This window comes from Cutibacterium equinum, assembly GCF_028021195.1.
GTDB classification, from domain to species: domain Bacteria; phylum Actinomycetota; class Actinomycetes; order Propionibacteriales; family Propionibacteriaceae; genus Cutibacterium; species Cutibacterium equinum.
In genome coordinates this window covers 145,468-165,085 of the sequence record NZ_CP115668.1, presented here as the reverse complement: position 1 = coordinate 165,085, position 19,618 = coordinate 145,468, and the positions used below count along the sequence as shown (strand labels likewise).

15 protein-coding genes are annotated in these 19,618 nt (G+C 64.1%); 10 read left to right on the top strand and 5 right to left on the bottom strand.

Features of this window, described 5'->3' with window-relative positions; all coding sequences use genetic code 11:
• The first annotated feature begins 2 nt into the window (after nucleotides 1–2).
• From O6R08_RS00655 to pknB, 4 genes are read left to right on the top strand one after another with little or no spacing between them, the layout of a single operon-like run.
• On the top strand, nucleotides 3–1,466 hold the full coding sequence (locus O6R08_RS00655; protein ID WP_271418293.1) for a protein phosphatase 2C domain-containing protein: 1,464 nt from the start codon (nucleotides 3–5) through the stop codon (nucleotides 1,464–1,466).
• Nucleotides 1,466–2,869, top strand: coding sequence for an FtsW/RodA/SpoVE family cell cycle protein (locus O6R08_RS00650; RefSeq protein WP_271418292.1), 1,404 nt, complete (start codon nucleotides 1,466–1,468; stop codon nucleotides 2,867–2,869). Before O6R08_RS00655 ends, O6R08_RS00650 begins: the two co-directional genes overlap by 1 nt.
• Nucleotides 2,866–4,293, top strand: coding sequence for a peptidoglycan D,D-transpeptidase FtsI family protein (locus O6R08_RS00645; RefSeq protein ID WP_271418291.1), 1,428 nt, complete (start codon nucleotides 2,866–2,868; stop codon nucleotides 4,291–4,293). Before O6R08_RS00650 ends, O6R08_RS00645 begins: the two co-directional genes overlap by 4 nt.
• A gap of 57 nt (nucleotides 4,294–4,350) precedes the next feature.
• The gene (pknB, locus tag O6R08_RS00640; RefSeq protein WP_271418290.1) at nucleotides 4,351–6,240 is read left to right on the top strand and encodes a Stk1 family PASTA domain-containing Ser/Thr kinase; all 1,890 of its coding nucleotides are present in this window, start codon (nucleotides 4,351–4,353) and stop codon (nucleotides 6,238–6,240) included.
• A 1-nt stretch (nucleotide 6,241) separates the two neighbouring features.
• Here the strand turns inward: pknB and O6R08_RS00635 are convergent, their stop codons facing one another.
• A complete protein-coding gene (locus O6R08_RS00635; protein ID WP_271418289.1) occupies nucleotides 6,242–7,033 on the bottom strand; it encodes a DUF881 domain-containing protein in 792 nt (263 codons plus the stop codon).
• A gap of 121 nt (nucleotides 7,034–7,154) precedes the next feature.
• Here O6R08_RS00635 and O6R08_RS00630 point away from each other — a divergent pair, with 121 nt between their 5' ends.
• On the top strand, nucleotides 7,155–7,436 hold the full coding sequence (locus O6R08_RS00630; RefSeq protein WP_271418288.1) for a cell division protein CrgA: 282 nt from the start codon (nucleotides 7,155–7,157) through the stop codon (nucleotides 7,434–7,436).
• Nucleotides 7,437–7,734: 298 nt separating this feature from the next.
• On the opposite strand, the gene lysS is transcribed toward O6R08_RS00630, so the two are convergent.
• The gene (gene lysS, locus O6R08_RS00625; protein ID WP_333907902.1) at nucleotides 7,735–9,267 is read right to left on the bottom strand and encodes a lysine--tRNA ligase; all 1,533 of its coding nucleotides are present in this window, start codon (nucleotides 9,265–9,267) and stop codon (nucleotides 7,735–7,737) included.
• A 92-nt stretch (nucleotides 9,268–9,359) separates the two neighbouring features.
• Nucleotides 9,360–10,649 (bottom strand): ABC transporter substrate-binding protein, encoded by a 1,290-nt coding sequence (locus O6R08_RS00620; protein ID WP_271418287.1) that lies wholly within the window; start codon nucleotides 10,647–10,649, stop codon nucleotides 9,360–9,362.
• Between the two features lie 179 nt (nucleotides 10,650–10,828).
• On the opposite strand from O6R08_RS00620, the gene O6R08_RS00615 reads away from it, so the two are divergent.
• The 5 genes from O6R08_RS00615 (at nucleotide 10,829) to O6R08_RS00595 (ending at nucleotide 17,159) form a co-directional block, all read left to right on the top strand.
• The gene (locus O6R08_RS00615) at nucleotides 10,829–12,349 is read left to right on the top strand and encodes a cytochrome ubiquinol oxidase subunit I (protein WP_271418286.1); all 1,521 of its coding nucleotides are present in this window, start codon (nucleotides 10,829–10,831) and stop codon (nucleotides 12,347–12,349) included.
• A 13-nt stretch (nucleotides 12,350–12,362) separates the two neighbouring features.
• The gene (gene cydB / locus O6R08_RS00610) at nucleotides 12,363–13,436 is read left to right on the top strand and encodes a cytochrome d ubiquinol oxidase subunit II (RefSeq protein WP_271418285.1); all 1,074 of its coding nucleotides are present in this window, start codon (nucleotides 12,363–12,365) and stop codon (nucleotides 13,434–13,436) included.
• A gap of 75 nt (nucleotides 13,437–13,511) precedes the next feature.
• Nucleotides 13,512–15,086 (top strand): thiol reductant ABC exporter subunit CydD, encoded by a 1,575-nt coding sequence (cydD, locus tag O6R08_RS00605; protein WP_271419134.1) that lies wholly within the window; start codon nucleotides 13,512–13,514, stop codon nucleotides 15,084–15,086.
• Nucleotides 15,083–16,684: a thiol reductant ABC exporter subunit CydC gene (gene cydC / locus O6R08_RS00600; RefSeq protein WP_271418284.1), complete on the top strand. Its 1,602-nt coding sequence runs from the start codon at nucleotides 15,083–15,085 to the stop codon at nucleotides 16,682–16,684. Before cydD ends, cydC begins: the two co-directional genes overlap by 4 nt.
• Nucleotides 16,685–16,961: 277 nt before the next feature.
• A complete protein-coding gene (locus O6R08_RS00595) occupies nucleotides 16,962–17,159 on the top strand; it encodes a hypothetical protein (protein ID WP_271418283.1) in 198 nt (65 codons plus the stop codon).
• Nucleotides 17,160–17,404: 245 nt separating this feature from the next.
• On the opposite strand, the gene O6R08_RS00590 is transcribed toward O6R08_RS00595, so the two are convergent.
• Complete coding sequence (locus O6R08_RS00590) at nucleotides 17,405–18,085, bottom strand: LutC/YkgG family protein (RefSeq protein ID WP_271418282.1); 681 nt, start codon at nucleotides 18,083–18,085, stop codon at nucleotides 17,405–17,407.
• Nucleotides 18,082–19,617 carry a LutB/LldF family L-lactate oxidation iron-sulfur protein gene (locus O6R08_RS00585; protein WP_271418281.1) on the bottom strand — a complete coding sequence of 512 codons (1,536 nt, stop codon included), beginning with the start codon at nucleotides 19,615–19,617 and terminating at the stop codon, nucleotides 18,082–18,084. Before O6R08_RS00585 ends, O6R08_RS00590 begins: the two co-directional genes overlap by 4 nt.
• Between the last annotated feature and the right edge of the window lies 1 nt (nucleotide 19,618).

Sequence of the window (19,618 nt, the reverse complement as noted above, 5' to 3'; positions counted from 1 at the left end):
CCATGACCTTCTCCCTCGATGTGCGATCCCACTCCGAAATTGGCCTGGTTCGTCGCAACAACCAGGACTCGGGGTACGTCTCCCCGCGAATGCTGGTCGTCGCCGACGGCATGGGCGGGGCCGCCGCTGGTGACCTTGCCTCCACCGTCGCCGTGCGTCACGTCGCTCTGGCCGATGAGAGGTTCGCTGGCGAGGACTCCCCGAGCCGCCCTCAGGGCGAGGAGATGCTCACCATCCTGGCTGGCGCGGTAGCTGACGCCAACGATGAGCTGGCCGACCTCGTGGCCTGGGACTCCTCCTTGGAAGGGATGGGAACCACTTTTTGCGGCGCGATGTTCTCCGGCACCCAGCTCGGTGTGGTCCACATCGGTGACTCCCGGGGGTACCTACTGCGTCAAGGCCGCATGAAACGGATGACTCATGACCACTCGTGGGTGCAGTCCCTCATCGACGAAGGGCGTATCACCCCTGAGGAGGCTGCGGTCCATCCGCATCGGTCCCTGCTCCTCAAGGTGCTCAACGGCCAGCCCCAGCACGTCCCGGACACCCAGATCGTGGACCTTCGACTGGGAGACCGCATCCTCTTCTGCTCTGACGGACTGTGCGGCCTCGTCGACGACGAGACGATCGCCGAGCATCTCAACACCGCCACCTTGGACGACGTCGTCGATCTGTTGACCACAGATGCTCACGCCGGCGGCGGTACTGACAACATCACCATCGTCGTCGCCGAAGTCGTTGAGGCCGACCCCGCCCTGGACGCCTCACAACCCCACATCATCGGAGCGGCGACAACCCGCAAGGTCCCCGAACACGAGGTCACTGCCCCACTGAGTGTTGACCACCCATCGGCAACGAGGAAGGACGCCGGCGAGTCAACCGTGCTGTTCGACTCCGAGGCCGAGGAATCGATGCGCTATGCGCCCGTTGATTCCCAGAATCGCCGACGTCGCCACTGGCTGTGGCCGGTGGTCATCCTTGCCCTGGCCGCCATCGTCACCGGCGGTATCTTCGGCACTCGCGCCTACCTCAACACCCAGTACTACGTCGGTACTGACGGCAACGCGGTGGCGATCTACCAAGGGTCACCGGACAGCCTGGCGTGGATTCACCTCTCCCACGTCGTCGAGACGACAGACATCAAGACCACTGATCTTCCCCACTACTACCGGGATCGAGTCTCGGAGAACATCCGCGTCTCCTCGATGGAGTCCGCCCACGCCACGGTCGCTGAGCTGCGTACCGGAGCGCAGCAGTGCAAGGCGGTGCGCAACAAGGCTGCAACCCCGACTGCCGCCCTGATCACACCGTCGATGACCCCACAACCGTCTGCCAGCGGTTCCGGTGCTCCTCATCCATCCGCAGTACCGACCCCTGCCATCCCGTCACCAACCTCTGCGATGCCCTCCCCGAGTGCCTCAGGACATGAGGTGGATCTGCCTGCCGTCAGTTCGGGTGACTGCTGATGAGTATCGGACAGGAATTCGACGACGGCACCGTCGTCGTCCAGGCCAAGAGGCGTTGGACAGAGCTTTTCATGCTTCTCATCGCATGGGCCATCGGCTTTGGCGGGTGGGTACTCACTGAGTTCAACATCAACCACGAACTGCCCGAGACCTGGATGATGGTGGGCGGCGTGTGGCTGGGAGTGGCTGTCGTCGCGCACATCTTCGTGAGGATCGCCATTCCCTACGCCGACCCGGTGATTCTGCCCATCGTCTTCGCCCTCAACGGGCTCGGGCTCGCCATGATTCACCGCATCGATCTCATTTCCGACCCACACCATCATCGGATGGAGACTCAGGCCCTGTGGACGGCCCTGGGCATCACCTTGTTCGTGGCGACCCTGCTCATCCTGCGCGATCACCGCAAACTGCAGAAGTACCCCTACGTGTTGTTCATCGTCGGACTGGGATTCCTGCTCCTACCTCTGGTCCCCGGCCTGGGCATGTCGGTGCTGGGTTCGCGAGTGTGGATCCATATCGGCTCCTACAGTTTCCAGCCTGCCGAGGTGTCGAAAGTAGTCCTGGCCATCGCTTTCGCGGCCTACCTCGTCGACAACCGCGACGTACTCTCCCGCGCTGGCCACACCATCCTTGGGATCACCCTGCCACGGGCCCGTGACCTCGGCCCGATCGCGGTGATGTGGGTGGCAACGATGCTCGTCATCGTCTACCAGAACGACCTGGGTACCGGAATGCTCTTCTACGGCATGTTCGTCGTCATGCTGTACATCACGACCGAGCGAATCGGATGGGCGATACTGGGAGCGATCAGCCTCCTCGGCGGTGCCGCACTGGCGTACGCCTTCTTCGGACATGTCCGCATCCGTTTCGACTCCTGGCTGCATCCCTTCACCGATTACAGCCAGAATTACCAGATTATCCAGGCCCAGTTCGGGTTGGCGTGGGGCGGTCTGGCAGGGCGCGGCTGGGGGCTGGGACGCCCGGGCATGGTGCCCCTGGCATGGAGCGACTTCATCGCGACCTCGATCGGCGAGGAACTCGGCGTCACTGGCCTCATGGCCGTCATCGTCATGTTCTTCATCTTCACTGCTCGCGGCATGCGCACCGCCCTGGGATGTCGCGACGACTTCGGCAAGCTCATGGTCGCAGGACTGTCCTTCACCCTTGCTCTCCAGGTCTTCGCCATCATCGGTGGCGTCACCCGGCTCCTGCCCCTGACCGGCCTGACGACGCCATTCATGAGCCAAGGCGGGTCGTCTCTGGTGGCCAACTGGGTCATCGTCGCCATCATCATGATCGTCTCGCACCGGAATCGAAAACCGGCCGACGACTTCGTGGCGACCGTGCCCGCTGATTCTCAAGCCCAGACCACCACCGTCATCACGAATGGGGGCGCGCGATGAACAAGCCCATTCGCGGGGTATCCCTGCTCGCCGGACTAATGTTCCTGGCCCTCATGATCAACCTCACCGGATCGGCCATCTTCCGGCAGGCCAGCCTCAACAACGATCCGCGCAACGTTCGGGTGCGCGACGCCGAGTACTCCCAGAACCGTGGCGACATCCTCGTCGGTTCAATGCCCATCGCGACGACCAGGTCGAGCGACGGCAAGTTCGCCTACCAGCGCGTCTACCCCTCAGGGCCCGAGTATGCCCCGATCACCGGGTACTACTCGTACTACTACGGACGTTCCATGCTGGAGCAGACCCAGAACGCACAGCTGACCGGAACCTCCGATGCCCAGTGGCTGTCTCGGATCACGGGTACCCTGTCGGGTCGCAAACCTGAGGGCGGGTCTGTCACGACGACCATCAACGCCAAGGCCCAGGACGCCGCGTGGCGGGGCCTCAAAGGCAAGAAGGGCGCTGTCGTCGCCATCGATTACACCACCGGCGCGGTGCTGGTGATGGCGTCCTCCCCCTCCTACGACCCCAACAGACTGGCATCCCATCACCTCAATGAGACCACCGAGGCGTGGAAGGAACTCGTTGCGGACAAGTCGTCTCCGCTGTCCAACCGTGCCACCAGGGAGATCTACGCACCCGGTTCAACCTTCAAACTGGTGACGGCTGCGGCAGCCTTGCAGAACGGCTACGACCCGAACTCCAAGATCGATGCACCGAACAATTGGATCCTGCCAGGCACCCGCACCCCATTGACCAACGAGACCAACTGCGGGGGCAATCAGATCACATTGACCCATGCCCTCGAGGTATCGTGCAATACCGCCTTCGGCAAGCTTGGCGTGGGCCTGGGTCAGGACAAGATCCGTGGTCAGGCCGAGAAATTCGGGTTCGGCAAGGTCATCGACTCCGACATCTCGTCGGTTGCCTCGAAGTTCCCCGAGGACCTCACCGACGCCCAGCTCGCACAAAGCTCCATCGGCCAGTTCGACGTCGCGACCTCTCCTCTTCAAATGGCGATGGTGACGGCCGGCATCGCCAACGGTGGCAAACTCATGACCCCCTATCTCACCGCCCAGGTTCGAGCATCGAACCTTCAGGTGGTCTCCGAACATCGTCCCAAGCAGATGTCTGAGCCGATGACGAAGGAGTCGGCCGAGCAACTGAAGTCGATGATGGTCTCGGTGGTCAACAACGGCACGGGGAAGAGGGCACGCATCGACGGGGTCACCGTCGGCGGCAAGACAGGTACTGCGCAGACGATGAAGGGCAAAGCGCCCTACGCGTGGTTCGTGGGGTGGTCGGACAAGCCCCACGTCGCAGTAGCGGTGTTCATCCAATCCTCGGACACCGCCATCGACGAGGTCTCCGGAGGCCGACTCGCAGCACCCATCGCCAAAGATGTCATCGAGGCGATGCGATGACCATCAGACATCCATCCAGAACGTTCCATCACGTCTCACCACCAAGGAGGTCCCTCAATGAGCACTGAGAGTTGGCTCTCCGGGCGTTACGAACTGCAGACCATCATCGGCCGTGGCGGCATGGCCGATGTCTGGAAGGCCCGCGACCACCGTCTCGGTCGTGACGTCGCGGTCAAGAGGCTGCGCACCGACCTCGCCAGTGACGACACCTTCCAGGCACGGTTCCAGCGTGAGGCGCAGTCGGCTGCACGCCTCAATCATCCGAACATCGTTGCCGTCTATGACACCGGTGAGACGAAGGATCCGGCCACCGGCCTGCAGGTGCCCTACATCGTCATGGAACTCATTGACGGTCACACCCTGCGCGATGTGCTGCGCGACGGTCGCAAGATCCTTCCCCGCCGCGCCCTGGAGTTCACCCAAGGTGTGCTCGATGCGCTGAGCTACTCCCACGCCGCCGGCATCGTTCACCGTGACATCAAGCCGGCCAACGTCATGCTCACCCGCGAGGGATACGTCAAGGTGATGGACTTCGGCATCGCCCGGGCGGTTGCCGACACCTCGGCCACCATGACCCAGACGGCTGCCGTCATCGGGACCGCCCAGTACCTCTCCCCGGAGCAGGCTCGCGGCGAAACCGTCGACAATCGAGCCGACATCTATGCCACCGGCTGCCTGTTGTACGAGTTACTCGTCGGACGCCCGCCCTTCGTCGGCGATTCCCCCGTCTCGGTGGCCTACCAACACGTCCGCGAGATCCCGACCCCGCCATCCTCGCTGGATTCCGAGATCACTCGAGAGATGGACGCCATCGCACTCAAGGCGCTGGCCAAGGAACCGGCTGATCGCTACCAGACTGCCAAGCAGATGCGTGATGACATTGATCGCCTGCTGTCAGGGCGCGAGCCGCTGGCGATGCAGACACACGCCGATCCGGAGGCTGACACCCAGCAGGAGACTCACCTCATCCCGCCTGCTGTGGCACCTGCCGCCTCAACTCGCATGGCCCCGGCCACCGCGTCGCCCGAAGAGCGGGAGGCCAGTCCTGCTCGAGCCACAAGTCCCTCGGAACCCGAGGAGCCACGACGCAAACGCTGGCCGGTGGCCCTCGTCACAATCCTGACAGTGGTGTTGGTCGCCCTCCTCGGATTCGGGTTGTACAAGATACTCGGGCCTTCCTCGAATTCCTCGCCGTCTCCGACGCCATCTCCTACCATCAAGATGGTCGACGTCCCGGCAGTCACTGGTCTGAGTCAGCAAGGAGCCACCTCGACCTTGGAGAACGCCGGCCTCAAGGTGAAGGTCCAGCACGTCCAGAAGGACGAGTCGACGGCCAACCAGGTCATCTCCCAAAAGCCTGCTGCCAACCAGAAGGTTCCCGAGGGCAGCGAGGTGACGGTCACCGTCAATGACGGGCCCAAGAAGCTGACGATCCCGCAGAACATCGTCGGTATGCCGAAGTCGGATGCCATCAAGGCCCTTGAGGACGCCGGATTCTCCAGGGATCAGATCAAGATTGCCAACGATGACCCCTCAACCGAGCCAAACACCGCCAAAGCAGGCGCGGTTGACTCCGTCAGCCCCGCCGCGGGAACGTCTCTGACCCCTGACCAGCAGGTGACGTTGACGATCGCGACCGGCAACTCAATTGTGCCCAACCTCAAGGGTATGAGCATCGACGAGGCCAACTCCGCCGCCAGTTCGAGCGGATTCTCCATCTCCGTGGAGCGCCAGACGACTACGTCAGCCACACCGGGAACGATCTTCAGGCAGGAACCGGATTACGGGGCCGTCGCCAAGAGGTCGACCGCCATCAAGGTGGTCGTCGCCGAGGCACCCCCGGAACCGACTCAAGCGGCACCGACGACCTCCGCTCCGAGCGAGGGCACCTCGGCGTCAATCGCACCGGCTCCGGAACCGCCGACCAGCCCGTCAACTCACGGCTGAGTCAGCGAGGGGTGGCGTAGTCCATGGGGACCGTGCCGGTGTAGGCGGGAGCCGTGACCGTTCCCAGCCTTTCCACCGACCATCCCAACTGGTAGGCGCTCACGTACTCCTTGTAGATGCGCACCGCCTCGGAGCTGTCGAGGGCTTCCTCCATGGCGTCGCGGTCACCAATCGCCTCGATGACGTACGGAGGGGCATAGGCGACCCCGTGGAGGACGACGGTATTGCCGACACATTTGACGGCAGTCGTGGAGATGACCCGTTGTCCCTGGATGGTCATGGCTTCCGCTCCCCCGGCCCACAGCGTGTTGACGACCATCTGGATGTCCTGCTGGTGGACGACGAGCATGTTGGCGTCGACGCCGTCGGGATTCTCGCTGAGGGGGGCGTCATCAAGGGTGACCCGCAGGGCCTTGCCGCTGACGGCTCCCAGCCCTACTTCGGGCGCCAGCGCTGAGGCCGATGAGACGACCGAGGACGTGACGCCTGGGGTCTGCTCGGCCTTGGAGAGCTGGTCAACCTGGGCTCTCAGACTGGCCGCCTCCTTGTGCAGGGCAGCATTGTGGCTGGCTTGGTTTCGGACGAGGGTCGCCATGTCGGTGTCGCGTTCGGGGCGAAGGTCGTGACCACGGGAATTGACCGCTGCCGTCGTCATCATGAAGCCAGCCATTGCCGTGACCAGCACGGTGGCGACCCTGGCCAGACGTGGGTGCCGGGAATCTGAGCGAATGTCCTGGATGAGGGGGCCACCAATGGCGTCCTCGGGGTCTTCAGGGTCGTTGTCCTCGCTCATCGTCCCTCCTCGCAGGTTGACCCGTGTCGCCGCGATCGGCGATCGTCCTCTAGGCTAGTCAAGTAAGACTTGTCCCATCACGCTCGGTGGGCGTGTCCTCGAAACCCCAGGAGTAGTCACCGTGCCCGAATCCAAGGTCAGACCGCAAGCCAAGAAGAAGGCCCAGGCCAAGAACCGGGTCAAGGCCGAGGAGCGCCGGACCGAGAAGAAGGCCGCACCGGTCGACCGTTCCTGGGTGCCGAAGGTGTTCGTCCCCCTCTTCCTGCTCGGCGTGCTGTGGCTGATCGTCTATTACATTGCCGGTAATCAGATCCCTGGCATGAAAGACCTTGGCGACTGGAACGTCCTCATCGGCATGTGCCTCATGGCTGCCGGTTTCGGCGTCGCCACCTTGTGGAAGTGAGCTGACGCAAACGGCGCGCCAGTTCTACCTACCTGCGCCTTCCTACCCAGCTGCGCCAGTTGTGCCTCACCTGCGCCAATTTTTCTGGCGCAGGTGAGGCACAACTGGCGCAGGTGAAACGGGAGGGCAGGAAAGCGCGGATCCCTGAGCGCGACAGATCCCTTTCCTTGGTTGGATCCGCCCTGGACGCGGCTGGCCCTCACAACTCCAGGACCACACCACAACTCCAGTGCCACCCACACCTACCGAGCCACCCCACAAGAAGGCCCGCCGGGACATTCCCGACGGGCCTCACATGTCAGCGCTCGGGCTTGAGCAGCGGGAACAGGATCGTCTCACGGATACCGGCATTGGTGAACAGCATCACCAAGCGGTCCAGGCCTAGTCCCAGACCACCCATGGGCGGGCAGCCGAACTCGAGGGCCTCGAGGAAGTCCTCGTCGAGCTGCATGGCCTCCGGGTCGCCGGCCGCAGCAGCCAGGGACTGCTTGGTGAGCACCTCACGCTGGATGACGGGATCGACAAGCTCGGAGAACCCAGTACCGCGCTCCATGCCACCGATGATGAGGTCCCAGGCCTCGACCATGCGGGGATCGTCGCGGTGCGGGCGGGCCAGCGGCTGCGCAATGGCAGGGTAGTCACAGACGAAGGTCGGGTTGATGAGTTCGGGCTCGACCAGCTCGCCGAAGAGCTCCATGACGACCTTGCCGGCCTCCCAGGAGGGGTCGAGCTCGATCTGGTGCTCGGCCGCGATGGCCTGCAGTTCCTCCAACGGGGTGTCGAGGGTGACCTCGCGTCCCAGCTTCTCGGACAGCCCCGGGTAGACGCTGACCCAGCGCCATTCCCCGTCGAGATCGATGGTGCCCTTCGGGGTCTCGATCTGGTGGACGTCGAGGGCATCGGCGACCTCCATGATGATGTCCTTGATGACCTCGGCGATGGTGAACTGGTTGCCCCAGCTCATGTAGGCCTCAAGCATGGAGAACTCAGCGGAATGGCTGGAATCAATGCCCTCGTTGCGGAAGACACGCCCCATCTCGTAGACCCGGTCGGTGCCGCCAACCATCGCGCGCTTGAGGTAGAGCTCGAGGGCGATGCGCAGGCTCATGTCGATGTCGAAAGCATTGAGGTGGGTGTTGAACGGACGAGCCGCGGCACCACCGTGGACCAGCTGCAGAATCGGGGTCTCGATCTCCAGGAAGCCACGATCATCGAGGGCGTGACGCACCGCGCGGGTGATGATGGCGCGGGTGCGCACCATCTGACGAGACTCGTCGCGCACCACCATGTCGGCGTAGCGACGGCGGACCCGGGTCTCCTCGGAGAGCTCCTTGTGGAGGGTCGGCAGGGGACGCAGGGCCTTGGAGGCCATCCGCCACTCGGAGGCCATGATGGACAGCTCACCCCGACGCGAAACGACGACACGGCCGCGCACCCACACGTGGTCACCCAGGTCGACGTCGGTCTTCCAGGCAGCCAAGGACTCCTCGCCCACCTCAGCCTTGGAAACCATGACCTGCAGACGCTCACCGTTGGAGGTTTCAGTGAACCCGTCCTGCAAGCTGGCGAAGCAGAGCTTTCCGGTGTTGCGGACGAAGACGACGCGCCCGCCGATGGTGACCTCGTCGGTCGTCTCCTCCCCCGCAGCTAGGGTCAACTCGCCGTTGTCGTCGGTGTACTTCTGACGGATCTGGGCCAGGGTGTGGTCACGCAGCAGGTCAACCGGATAGGCCTGGCCTCCATCGGCGATGATCCGGGCCCGCTTGTCGAGACGGACCTGCATCTGCTCGGAGACCTCAGGGGACTGGCTGGAAACGGTGTCAGAACTCACCGGGGAATTCTATCGAACAGCAGTCAAGGCGACGATTCCGTCTGCGCCGTTTCAGCGCCACCCCACGCCAGACCCCCAGATGAGCGGCCACGTCACCCTTCGGACACGTGCAACCCAGCAGCGACCAGGGCACTCCTGGCTGTCGCGGCCAACCCCGGCAGCTTCCCAGAGACCTTCGTCTTCGTCCCCCACAGTGTCGCAGCGGGGTGCCAGGCCGCCACAACCTCATCCCACACCGGCGAGGTCGAGGAGTCATCGCCAATCTTGCGGCCCACATCAGCCAGGTCCCCGACGACATCTTCGTCACCCACCAATGTCTCCAACGATGCCGGTGTGGTCATGTCCTCGATCTGACCAGCAGGAATGAGCCCACGTCCCGTCAGCACATCAGGCTCACTGTCGAGAGCATCAGCAAAACCCAGTGCCTCTCGCGGACTCGTGCACCCTTTGAGGATCACCCACGACGAACTCTGATACGACGACACTCGCGAATCATGACCGTCCAGCGGAGGAATTGTGGCAACTTTCCAGTGATGCTGCCCGGCCCCAACAGCAGCCTTGAGGTCCGGAAGATCCGCAGGAACGCCAATGTGCCCGACGATCTTCCCGGAGGAGAAATCCGCGTGCACCGACTCCCATCCGCGGGAGACGACGAGCTGTTTGGCGTCGACCATCTGCTGTAACTGATCGGTGAGCGTGCGCACCCCCTCAGAATCAATCCCAACCCGCCATGTGGTGTCATCGACCGGGACGAACCATGGGGACCCCGTTGTGTCAGACATGGCTGCCAGCCAGCCGGTCTGGTCCATCGGCAGATCTGAGACCGCCTTACCCCGCGACGCCAACGTCGTCGCTGCCGCGCGGAACTCCTGCCAGTTGGTCGGGGGAGACACCTGGGCCTGGGCCCAAGCGTCGGAATCGTAGAACAGGACCATCGGGGAGGTGTCCATCGGCAGCCCGTACGTCCGCCCCTGATAGGCGACCTGTGACATCGGGCCACGGTCATACTTGTCGCGGTACTGCTCGGCGTACTGGGTGACGTCCTCCAGCATCCCGTCATGAGCCAACTTCGCCACCGATGCGCTCGGCACCTGGGCCATACAGGGAGCCTTGCCCTCCTCAACCGACGTCTCCAAGGTGGCGAGGTACTCCTCAGTCGTCGACGACATCGCGTGCACGGAGAGGTTCACACCAGGATTGCGACGCTGATACTCGTGACCGGCGCTCTCCAGGCTCGGCAGATCAGAGCCCATGGACATCCGATGCCACACCTCGACCGAGTTGTCGGAACTGTGTTTGGCAAATGGGATCGACGCCCGTGAGCACGCGGCTGCGCCGACGAGAAGCACCCCCGCCACCACGAGGGCCAGCTTGGGTCTCATCGTCACCTCTCACGACACAGCGGATTCGGTGTCTCACAGCCTACCGACACCCGGAACCCGACGTGCTGCGCCTCGCCAAGCCGCTGTCGACAGACGTTGGTACACAATTTTTCGTCCGTTTTGGCGCAACGCGACCCCGCGTACCAAAACCGTGGGTGTCGAATAGTAGGGTGCGCGCCATGGATGCCCAACTGATCGCCCGATGGCAATTCGGGATCACGACGGTCTACCACTTCTTCTTCGTCCCGATCACGATCGCGCTATCGATGCTCGTGGCAGTGATGCAGACGGTGTGGCTCAAGACCCGCAACGACCGTTACCTTCGCCTGACCAAGTTCTACGGCAAGCTCTTCCTCATCAACTTCGCCCTTGGCGTCGTCACCGGCATCGTGCAGGAGTTCCAGTTCGGCATGAACTGGTCGGAGTACTCCCGATTCGTCGGAGACATCTTCGGCGCCCCGCTGGCCCTCGAGGCTCTGCTTGCCTTCTTCATGGAGTCAACCTTCATCGGCCTGTGGATCTTCGGATGGGAGAAGCTTCCCAAGGGAGTGCACCTGGCGTGCATCTATCTGGCCGCCGTTGGCACCATGATTTCCGCGGTGTTCATCCTGGCGGCCAACTCGTGGATGCAAAACCCCGTAGGTGCCACGTACAACCCCACCACTCACCGGGCTGAGTTGACCGATTTCGGTGCCGTTCTCACCAATCCGGTCTTCAAGGCAACCTTCCTGCACCAGATTTCCGCGTGCTACATGGTCGCAGGAGCCCTCATCGCCGCAATCGCCTTCTGGCACCTGGCCAAGGTCGCCAAGGGACGTCGCACCTCCCAGATTTCTGACGCCGAGGAGGCCGAGACCGTGCGCACCTGGCGTTGGGCTTCCAAGTTCGGAGCCTGGGTGCTCGTCGTCGCCTGCGTCGGCATCGTGCTCAGCGGTGACTACCAGGGCAAGGTCATGACCGACGCCCAGCCCATGAAGATGGCCGCCGCTGAAGGCGCCTTCGACACAACCTCGGACTTCTCGCTGCTGACCATCGGCGACAAGAACGGTGACGAAGAGGTGTGGGCCATCAAGATCCCCGGCATGCTCGGCTTCCTCAGCAATGGCGAGTGGGGGTCAACGATCAAGGGCATCAACGAGCTCAGCAACTACCAAGTTCACGAGTACACCTACCACCGCAAGGACGGCTCGCAGACCTCCCTGCAGTCCTCCTACCAGGAGGTGCTGCGCCAGAAGATTGACGCCAATGGCATCGAACTGGAGCCGAACATCCCGGTCTCCTACTGGACCTTCCGAATGATGATCGCCCTCGGTTTGATCGGCGGGCTCATCGGTCTCATCATGCTCATCTCGATGCGCGGTGACCGTAACCCGAAGCGGCACGGCTGGCTGACCTTCTTCATGATCTGCCTGCCACTGCTGCCGCTGTTCGGCAACTCCATCGGCTGGATCTTCTCCGAAATGGGACGTCAGCCCTGGATCGTCGCCGGTGTGCTGCCCACCACGGCGGCTGTCTCACCCGGTGTTTCTGCCGGCAGCGTGCTCTTCTCGACCATCGTCTACACGGCGGTGTACGGCATCTTGGCCGTCGTCGAGGTGAGCCTGTTCTGGAAGACCCTCAAGAAGGGCCTGCCCGAACTGCCCTCGAGTCGTCAACCTGCTGTCGAGGGCGAGGACACTCCGCTGTCCTTCGCATACTGAGGAGGTCACCGACATGTTTCCTGTGCTTGAAACTGCTGCTCATTCGCCCCTGACGATCGTGTGGTTCATCCTCATCACCGTCCTGTGGGTTGGATTCTTCTTCCTCGAAGGCTTCGACTTCGGCGTCGCGATGCTACTTCCCTTCATGGGACGTGACGACAAGGACCGTCGCCTCATGGTCAACACCATCGGCCCGACTTGGGACGGCAACGAGGTGTGGCTGCTCACCGCTGGTGGCGCCACCTTCGCGGCCTTCCCCGGCTGGTACGCGACGATGTTCTCCGGCCTCTACCTGCCGCTGCTGCTGGTGCTGCTCGGCCTCATCATCCGTGGTGTCTCCTTCGAGTACCGCTCGAAGCACCCGTCCTCGACATGGCGCAACACCTTCGACTGGATGGCCACCATCGGGTCCTTCCTGCCCACCCTGGTGCTTGGCGTCGGCTTCGCGAACTTCGTCCGCGGCCTGGCCGTCGGCCCGCACCCGACCCCTGACGGCGAGGTCGCCCCGCTGGTGACGACCTCCTTCTGGGGGCTGTTCACCCCGTTCGCCCTCATCGGCGGCATCCTGTTCGTGGTGCTCTTCTGCGCCCACGGGGCCAATTTCGTCGCTCTCAAGACGATGGGTGACATGCACGACCGGGCTCGCAAGACCTCGGCCAAGCTGGGCTGGATCGCCACCGCCGTTGCTCTGGTGTGGGCCCTGATGTTCAACATCATGTACGTCACCAATGACGGGCGCCAGGTGCTGACCTGGATCCTCTGCCTGCTCGTCGTCGTGCTGCTGGCCGGCGGTTCGACAGTCGTCGCCAAGGGACGCGAGGGTCTGGCCTTCCTGTGCACCGGTGTGGGTATCGCCCTCATGATCGTTGCCTGCATGATCGCCATGTACGGCAACCTCGGTTACCGCCCGTCGGGGATCGCCTTCGACATGTGGATCGCCTCGTCGACGCCGTACACCCTGAAGATCATGACCATCAGCGCCTGTGTCTTCGTGCCGATCGTGCTGGCCTACCAGATCTGGAGCTACTGGGTGTTCCGCAAGCGCCTCACCCGTGAAGCCATCCCGGACACTGCGGTGGCCGCCTGATCCGTGGCAGCTCCACTTGACCCGCGCCTGGTTCGCCGGGCGCGGGCCACTCTTGTCTTCCTCGCAGGTCTGTGCGTGGTGGGCGTGGCGACAGCCGTGCTCATCCTCGCACAGGCCTGGTTGTTGTCCCGTGGCATCTCCTCGGTCTTCACCACCCACCGTCTCGACGGCATCGCAGGCTGGTGCGGACTGCTCGCTGCGGTGTTCGGTGGCCGCGCCGGTCTGGCGTGGCTGCAGGAGTCCCTGGCCCATCGGGCGTCAGCGTCGGTCAAGTCCCAGTTGCGACGCGACATCTTGAGCGCCAGGTTGTCTCGCCCCACCGAGGCAACGATGCCATCGGGAACCCTCATCAACGTGGTGACGACGGGCCTTGACGCCCTGGACGGGTACTACTCGAAGTACCTTCCCCAGCTCGTGCTGGCCGTCATCGTGCCGGTGGTACTCGCGACCGCGATCGGATTTGAGGACATCACGAGCCTCATCATCGTCGTCGTGACGATCCCGCTCATCCCCATCTTCATGGCCCTCATCGGGTGGCGCACCGAGGCGGCCGTGGCCAAGCGGTTCAAGGTCGCCACCCGGCTGGCCAATCACTTCTCCGATCTTGTCGCCGGCCTGCCGACCCTGCAGGTCTTCGGACGGGCCCGCGCCCAGCTCGAGGGACTGCGCCGCACCGAGGCTGCCAACCGCGACGAGACCATGCGCACCCTGCGCATCAGCTTCCTGTCCTCCTTCGTCCTGGAACTGCTGGCCACCCTGTCAGTGGCCCTCGTCGCGGTCACCATCGGATTCCGGGTGGCCGCAGGCGGCATGGACCTGCGCACATCCCTGTTCATCCTCATCCTCGCCCCCGAGGTGTTCCTGCCGGTGCGACAGGTGGGCACCCTCTTCCACGACGCCGCCGACGGGATGGCTGCCGCCGAGGTGTCCTTCGGACTCATCGAGTCAGGACGGCCGGTGGCCTCGACCGGCGACGTCGAGATGCCCTCCCCAAGGAATGCGCCGGTGGTCGTCAGTGGGCTGACTCACACCTATGACGGGGCTGATCGGCCCGCCCCCGACAACCTTTCCCTACGTATCGACCCGGGGCACCTCGTCGCCCTGGCTGGACATTCCGGCGGCGGCAAAACGACCACCCTGTCGTGCCTGTTGGGATTCATCGACCCCGACGCCGGGTCCATCCTCGTGGGTGACCGAGAACTCGTCGGGGCTGACGAGTCGGTGTGGCAGGCGTGGCGTCGTCAACTGGCCTACGTGCCCCAAGTACCGGCGATGATGGCCGGGACGGTGGCCCAGAATGTGCGGCTGGGCTACCCGGAAGCCCCTGACGCCGTGTTACGTGAGTCCCTGGACCGGTGTGGCGGCGCGTCCATCCCGTTGGACAAGAGAGTCGACGACGACGCCGAAGGACTGTCTGCCGGGGAGAGACGCCGTGTCGCTCTGGCACGCGCCCTGGTGCGAGTCGAACAGGCCGGTGCCGGTCTGCTGGTCCTCGACGAGCCGACCGCAGGTCTGGATGCCACCACCGAGGCAGCCGTGTTGCAGGCCGTGCGGGCGTCGGGAGCCTCGGTGCTGGTCGTGACCCATCGTCACAATGTCCTCGAGGCGGCTGACACTGTTGTCGACCTCGCAACGGGGGTGGCCGCATGAACGCGCGGACCGCCCAGTTGCTGAAAACTCTGCTCAAGGACGTACCACGCGGCCGTTGGTTGCTCGTCCTGTCCACCCTGCTGGCCGCATGTGCATCCGGCGCATCGGTGGCCCTCATGGGTGTCTCGGCATGGTTGTTGTCGCGAGCCGCAGAACTACCGCCGGTGTTGTACCTGGAAGCCGCCGCTGTCGGGGTGCGATTCTTCGGCATCTCCCGAGGAGTGTTCCGCTACGCCGAGCGCCTGGTCGGCCACGATCTGGCCCTGCGGATGCAAGGGGCGCTGCGAATGCGGGTCTACGACCGGCTGTCACGCACGACCTTGGTGGGACGACGCCGTGGCGACCTGCTGGTTCGAGTGACGGCGGACGTCGACGCGGTGCTTGACATGGTCGTGCGGGTCATCGTGCCGGCGTGTGCGTCAAGCCTTGTCATCATTGCGACGACGGCGCTGCTGGCCCAGTTCTCGCTGGCCTCGGCTGCGGTGCTGCTGCTGTCGGCGCTGCTGGCCGCCGTCGTCATGCCGGCCATCACCAAGCGTGTGTCCCACTCCGCCGACTCTGCTGTGGTGCCGCTACGCGGTGAGCTCGCATCCCGCACCCGTGAACTGGCTCACTGTGCCCCTGACCTGGTCGCTTACGGAGCCCAGGATGCCATCCTGGGCTCCGTGCTGGAGGTCGACTCCCGGCTGCGAGCCGCAGAGCGCAAAGCAGCCTGGGGACGCGGTCTCGGCACCGCCGGACAGATCCTGGCAGCCGGAGTGGCCGTCGTCTCGGCCCTGTGGATCGGTGGCAATGCGGTTGCTGATGGACGCATTGGTGGGCGCACCCTGGCCGTGCTGGTCCTGACCCCACTGGCCCTCCACGAGGTGTTCGGTGCCTTCACCGGAGCTGCCCAGACCCATACCCGGGCCAAGGCAGCCCTGCTGCGGGTCGTCGAGGTGTTGGATGCCCCCCAGGTCGGGACAGGAGACTCTCCCACCGCCGGAGCATCTGAAGACGAGCCGTCCCTGGTCATCGAGGGTTTGACCGTCGGGTGGCCTGGCGGTCGCCCGGTGCTGGAGGACGTCAACCTGACGGTCGCTGCCGGGGAGTCGGTGGCCGTCGTCGGACGGTCGGGGATTGGCAAGACGACCCTGGCCGCGACCGTCATGGGCCTCATTCCCCCGGTCGCCGGGAGGGTTACGACGACCGGACGGGTGAGGTACCTGGCCCAGGATGCCCACGTCTTCGCAACATCAATCAGTGAGAACGTGCGCATCGGCTGCAAGGAGGCCACCGAGGCCGAGGTCGTCACCGCGCTGGAGCGAGCCGGACTCGTCATGTCCCCCGACCGTATGGTGGCCGAGGACGGTGGAACATTGTCCGGTGGCGAGGCACAACGGCTCTCCCTCGCCCGGGTGCTCGTCAACCACGACACATCCGAAGACCCTTCGGCCCATGATGTGCTCATCCTCGACGAACCCAGCGAGCACCTCGACGTCGAGACGGCCACCGCCATCATGGACGACCTGTGGGCCTCGACCCCCCATGCCGCCAAGCTCGTCATCACCCACGACCCCGCTGTCATGGCCCGATGTGACCGGGTGTGGGAAGTCTAACGGGCCGCCGTCTTCCTCCTCCCGCCTCGCGCGCCCCCACCCCACGGTCCTGTCCTGCTCCCACACCCGTGTGGTATTCCCGCTTCTGACACGGACCCGTGCCACGAGAGATGGCACCACCGGCACGCAGAACCCGCATCACCACACGCCGACACACGACCAGGCGGCCCGGGTAAACCGGGACCGCCTGGGCTTGGTGCCGCTCCGACGCACAAGGCTGGGTCCGCGTTGGTGACGCTGTCAGCGGCTGTCTACACTAGTTAAAGGGGTTCTAACCATGTCTCAACACACTTTGCGCGACGCCTTCCTGACCTTCGTCGGCTGGCTTGTCGCCGGTTTCTTCGTCGTCAAAATCACCGATGCGCTCACCCACGGCACGCACTGGTGGATCTACATCCCGTTCGCTGTGATCGGCCTCGCGTCAGGGGTCATTGATGTTGCCACCGCACGTAGTGGAAGCTCGGACTCTCATTGACGCAAGCGCCTCCCGCCAGCCCCGCACGCAATACGCCCCCACCCCACGGCCCTGCCCTGTTCCCACCCCCGTGTGGTATTCGCGCTCCTGACACGGACCCGTGCCACGAGAGATGGCACCACCGGCACGCAGAACCCGCATCACCACACACCGACACACGACCAGGCGGCCCCGGTCAAACCGGGGACCGCCTGGCCTGGACGCGTGTGAACTACCTGGCGTGCCTCATCACGCCAGGGTCCGAATCACTGATCGTCCACGACGATGACGTAGAGCTTGCGGGGCCCATGGACGCCATCGACACGTGCCAACTCGATGTCGGAGGTTGCCGAACCACCCGAGATGAAGGTCAACGGGTGACCATCGTGCACCGACGGCTTGACGATCTGGATGGCCTCCGGGACGTCGGAGACGACCTGACTGGCCTTGATGACGCAGACGTGGCGGTCCGGGACGAGGGTGATGGCCCGCCGCCCCTGGTCCTCGACATGGGTCAGGACGATCGAACCGGTGTCAGCAATGCCGACCGCCGATGCAGTGACAACGGCGTCAGTGCCATTGAGCTCCTCCTTGGACAACTGGGGCTCGTCGGCCCGGGCGTCGATACCGGCACCCTTGATCGCCTCGACCCAGGACTTGTCCAGCCCAACCGGGACGACTGCGCTGCGCTGTGCACCGGTGGCCTTGAGCCCCTCGACGATGGCCTTGGGAACGTCAGCCGCCTTGACTCGCACGACGGTGGCCTTGTAGTCGGTGACCTTCTGGACAAAGGTTCCGACGACGTCGTCCATCTCGATGCCAGTGCCGTACTTCCACTCGACCGGCACATCGGTGACCGGATCGGGGTTGGTGATGTCGGTGCTGGCACGGCGAATCCGGGCAAGGATCTCAGTACGCGCCACAGGATCAGTGCTGATGGTGGTCATCGCTTTTCCTCCCTATTCTTCTCCCACCAGGTGCGGAACGTGTCGCTCGGGGGCGCATCGACGTCGCGGTACTTGAGCCACCGCTGCGCCACCGGCACCGGAACCGGCCCCACCTTCTTGCCGCGCAGGACACGTCCCATACCACGCGAACCAACCTGGATCGCCTCGAAGTGCTTGTAATCGCTGAACGCCCACGATGCGGTCTTCATGAGCCCCATCTCGCCGGCAATCTCGTAGTCCTGGGGAATCTTGTCGGACTTCTCGGACTCGACAACCTTGTTGCGCAGTTTGATGAGGATGTCGGTGAAGGGGATCTTCACCGGGCAGACCTCGTTACAGGCGCCACACAGCGAGCAGGCGTAGGGCAGACCACGGTCAACCGGGTGATCGACGCCACGCAGTTGCGGAGTAAGCACCGCCCCAATCGGGCCGGGGTACACCGAACCGTAGGCATGACCACCGGCGCGCTCGTAAACCGGGCAAATATTGATGCACGACGCGCAACGAATGCAGCGCAGCGCCTCACGGCCAAGGGTGTCGGCCAGCACGTCAGTACGACCGTTGTCGAGGAAGATGACGTGCTGCTCCTGCGGGCCATCACCGTCGGTCACGCCGCTCCACACCGAGTTGTACGGGTTCATCCGCTCACCGGTGGCCGAGCGGGGCAGCAGCTTGAGGAAGACCTCGAGGTCGTCGAAGGTTGGCAGCACCTTCTCGATGCCGACGATGGACACCAGGGTGTCGGGCAGGGTCAGGCACATACGGCCATTGCCCTCGGACTCGACGATCACCAGGGAACCGGTGTCGGCGAGAACGAAATTGCCACCCGAAACCGCCATCTTGGCGCGCAGGAACTTCTCGCGCAGGTGCAGCCGGGCCGCGTTGGTCAGCTCCGGCGGGTTCTCCGAGATGTCCTCGGGTGCCGGACGGCCATAGTTCTTCATCTCGTGGAGGAAAATCTCGCGGACCTCGGCACGGTTGCGGTGGATGGCCGGCACCACGATGTGGGAGGGACGATCATGTCCGAGCTGCACGATGAGCTCGGCCAGGTCGGTCTCCCATGCCGCGATGCCCTGCTCCTCGAGGTACTCGTTGAGGTCGGTCTCCTGGCTGGTGATCGACTTGATCTTGACGACCTCGTCAGCCCCCTTGTCCTTGGCGATCTGGGCGACGATGCGGTTGGCCTCCTCGCCGTCACGGGCCCAGTGGACGTGGACACCGTTGGCGGTGAGGTTCTTCTCGGCCTCGACCAGGTAGTGGTCCAGGTGGCGGCCGACACGGTTCTTGATGGCTTCGGCGGCGTCGCGCAGATCGTCCCAGTCCGGGGACTCGGAGACGCGCAGGGCGCGCTTGTTACGAATCGTCGTGGTGGCATTGCGCATGTTCTTGCGCTGCACCGACAGGTTCAGCTCATCCTTGACGGCCTTCGAGAACTTCGGCATACCCATGTACGGGCCAGGCTTGTCGGGGGCCGGGGTCAGCCGGGCGACGCCGTGGTTTCCGTAGGTGACTCGACGCAGTTCCGTGCTCATG

Coding starts and splice junctions, on each gene's coding strand:
- O6R08_RS00615 (WP_271418286.1), top strand. CDS start 10,829: ATGGATGCCCAACTGATCGCCCGATGGCAATTCGGGATCACGACGGTC.
- cydB (WP_271418285.1), top strand. CDS start 12,363: ATGTTTCCTGTGCTTGAAACTGCTGCTCATTCGCCCCTGACGATCGTG.
- O6R08_RS00595 (WP_271418283.1), top strand. CDS start 16,962: ATGTCTCAACACACTTTGCGCGACGCCTTCCTGACCTTCGTCGGCTGG.
- O6R08_RS00590 (WP_271418282.1), bottom strand. CDS start 18,085: ATGACCACCATCAGCACTGATCCTGTGGCGCGTACTGAGATCCTTGCC.
- cydC (WP_271418284.1), top strand. CDS start 15,083: ATGAACGCGCGGACCGCCCAGTTGCTGAAAACTCTGCTCAAGGACGTA.
- O6R08_RS00650 (WP_271418292.1), top strand. CDS start 1,466: ATGAGTATCGGACAGGAATTCGACGACGGCACCGTCGTCGTCCAGGCC.
- O6R08_RS00585 (WP_271418281.1), bottom strand. CDS start 19,617: ATGAGCACGGAACTGCGTCGAGTCACCTACGGAAACCACGGCGTCGCC.
- O6R08_RS00620 (WP_271418287.1), bottom strand. CDS start 10,649: ATGAGACCCAAGCTGGCCCTCGTGGTGGCGGGGGTGCTTCTCGTCGGC.
- pknB (WP_271418290.1), top strand. CDS start 4,351: ATGAGCACTGAGAGTTGGCTCTCCGGGCGTTACGAACTGCAGACCATC.
- O6R08_RS00635 (WP_271418289.1), bottom strand. CDS start 7,033: ATGAGCGAGGACAACGACCCTGAAGACCCCGAGGACGCCATTGGTGGC.
- O6R08_RS00655 (WP_271418293.1), top strand. CDS start 3: ATGACCTTCTCCCTCGATGTGCGATCCCACTCCGAAATTGGCCTGGTT.
- O6R08_RS00645 (WP_271418291.1), top strand. CDS start 2,866: ATGAACAAGCCCATTCGCGGGGTATCCCTGCTCGCCGGACTAATGTTC.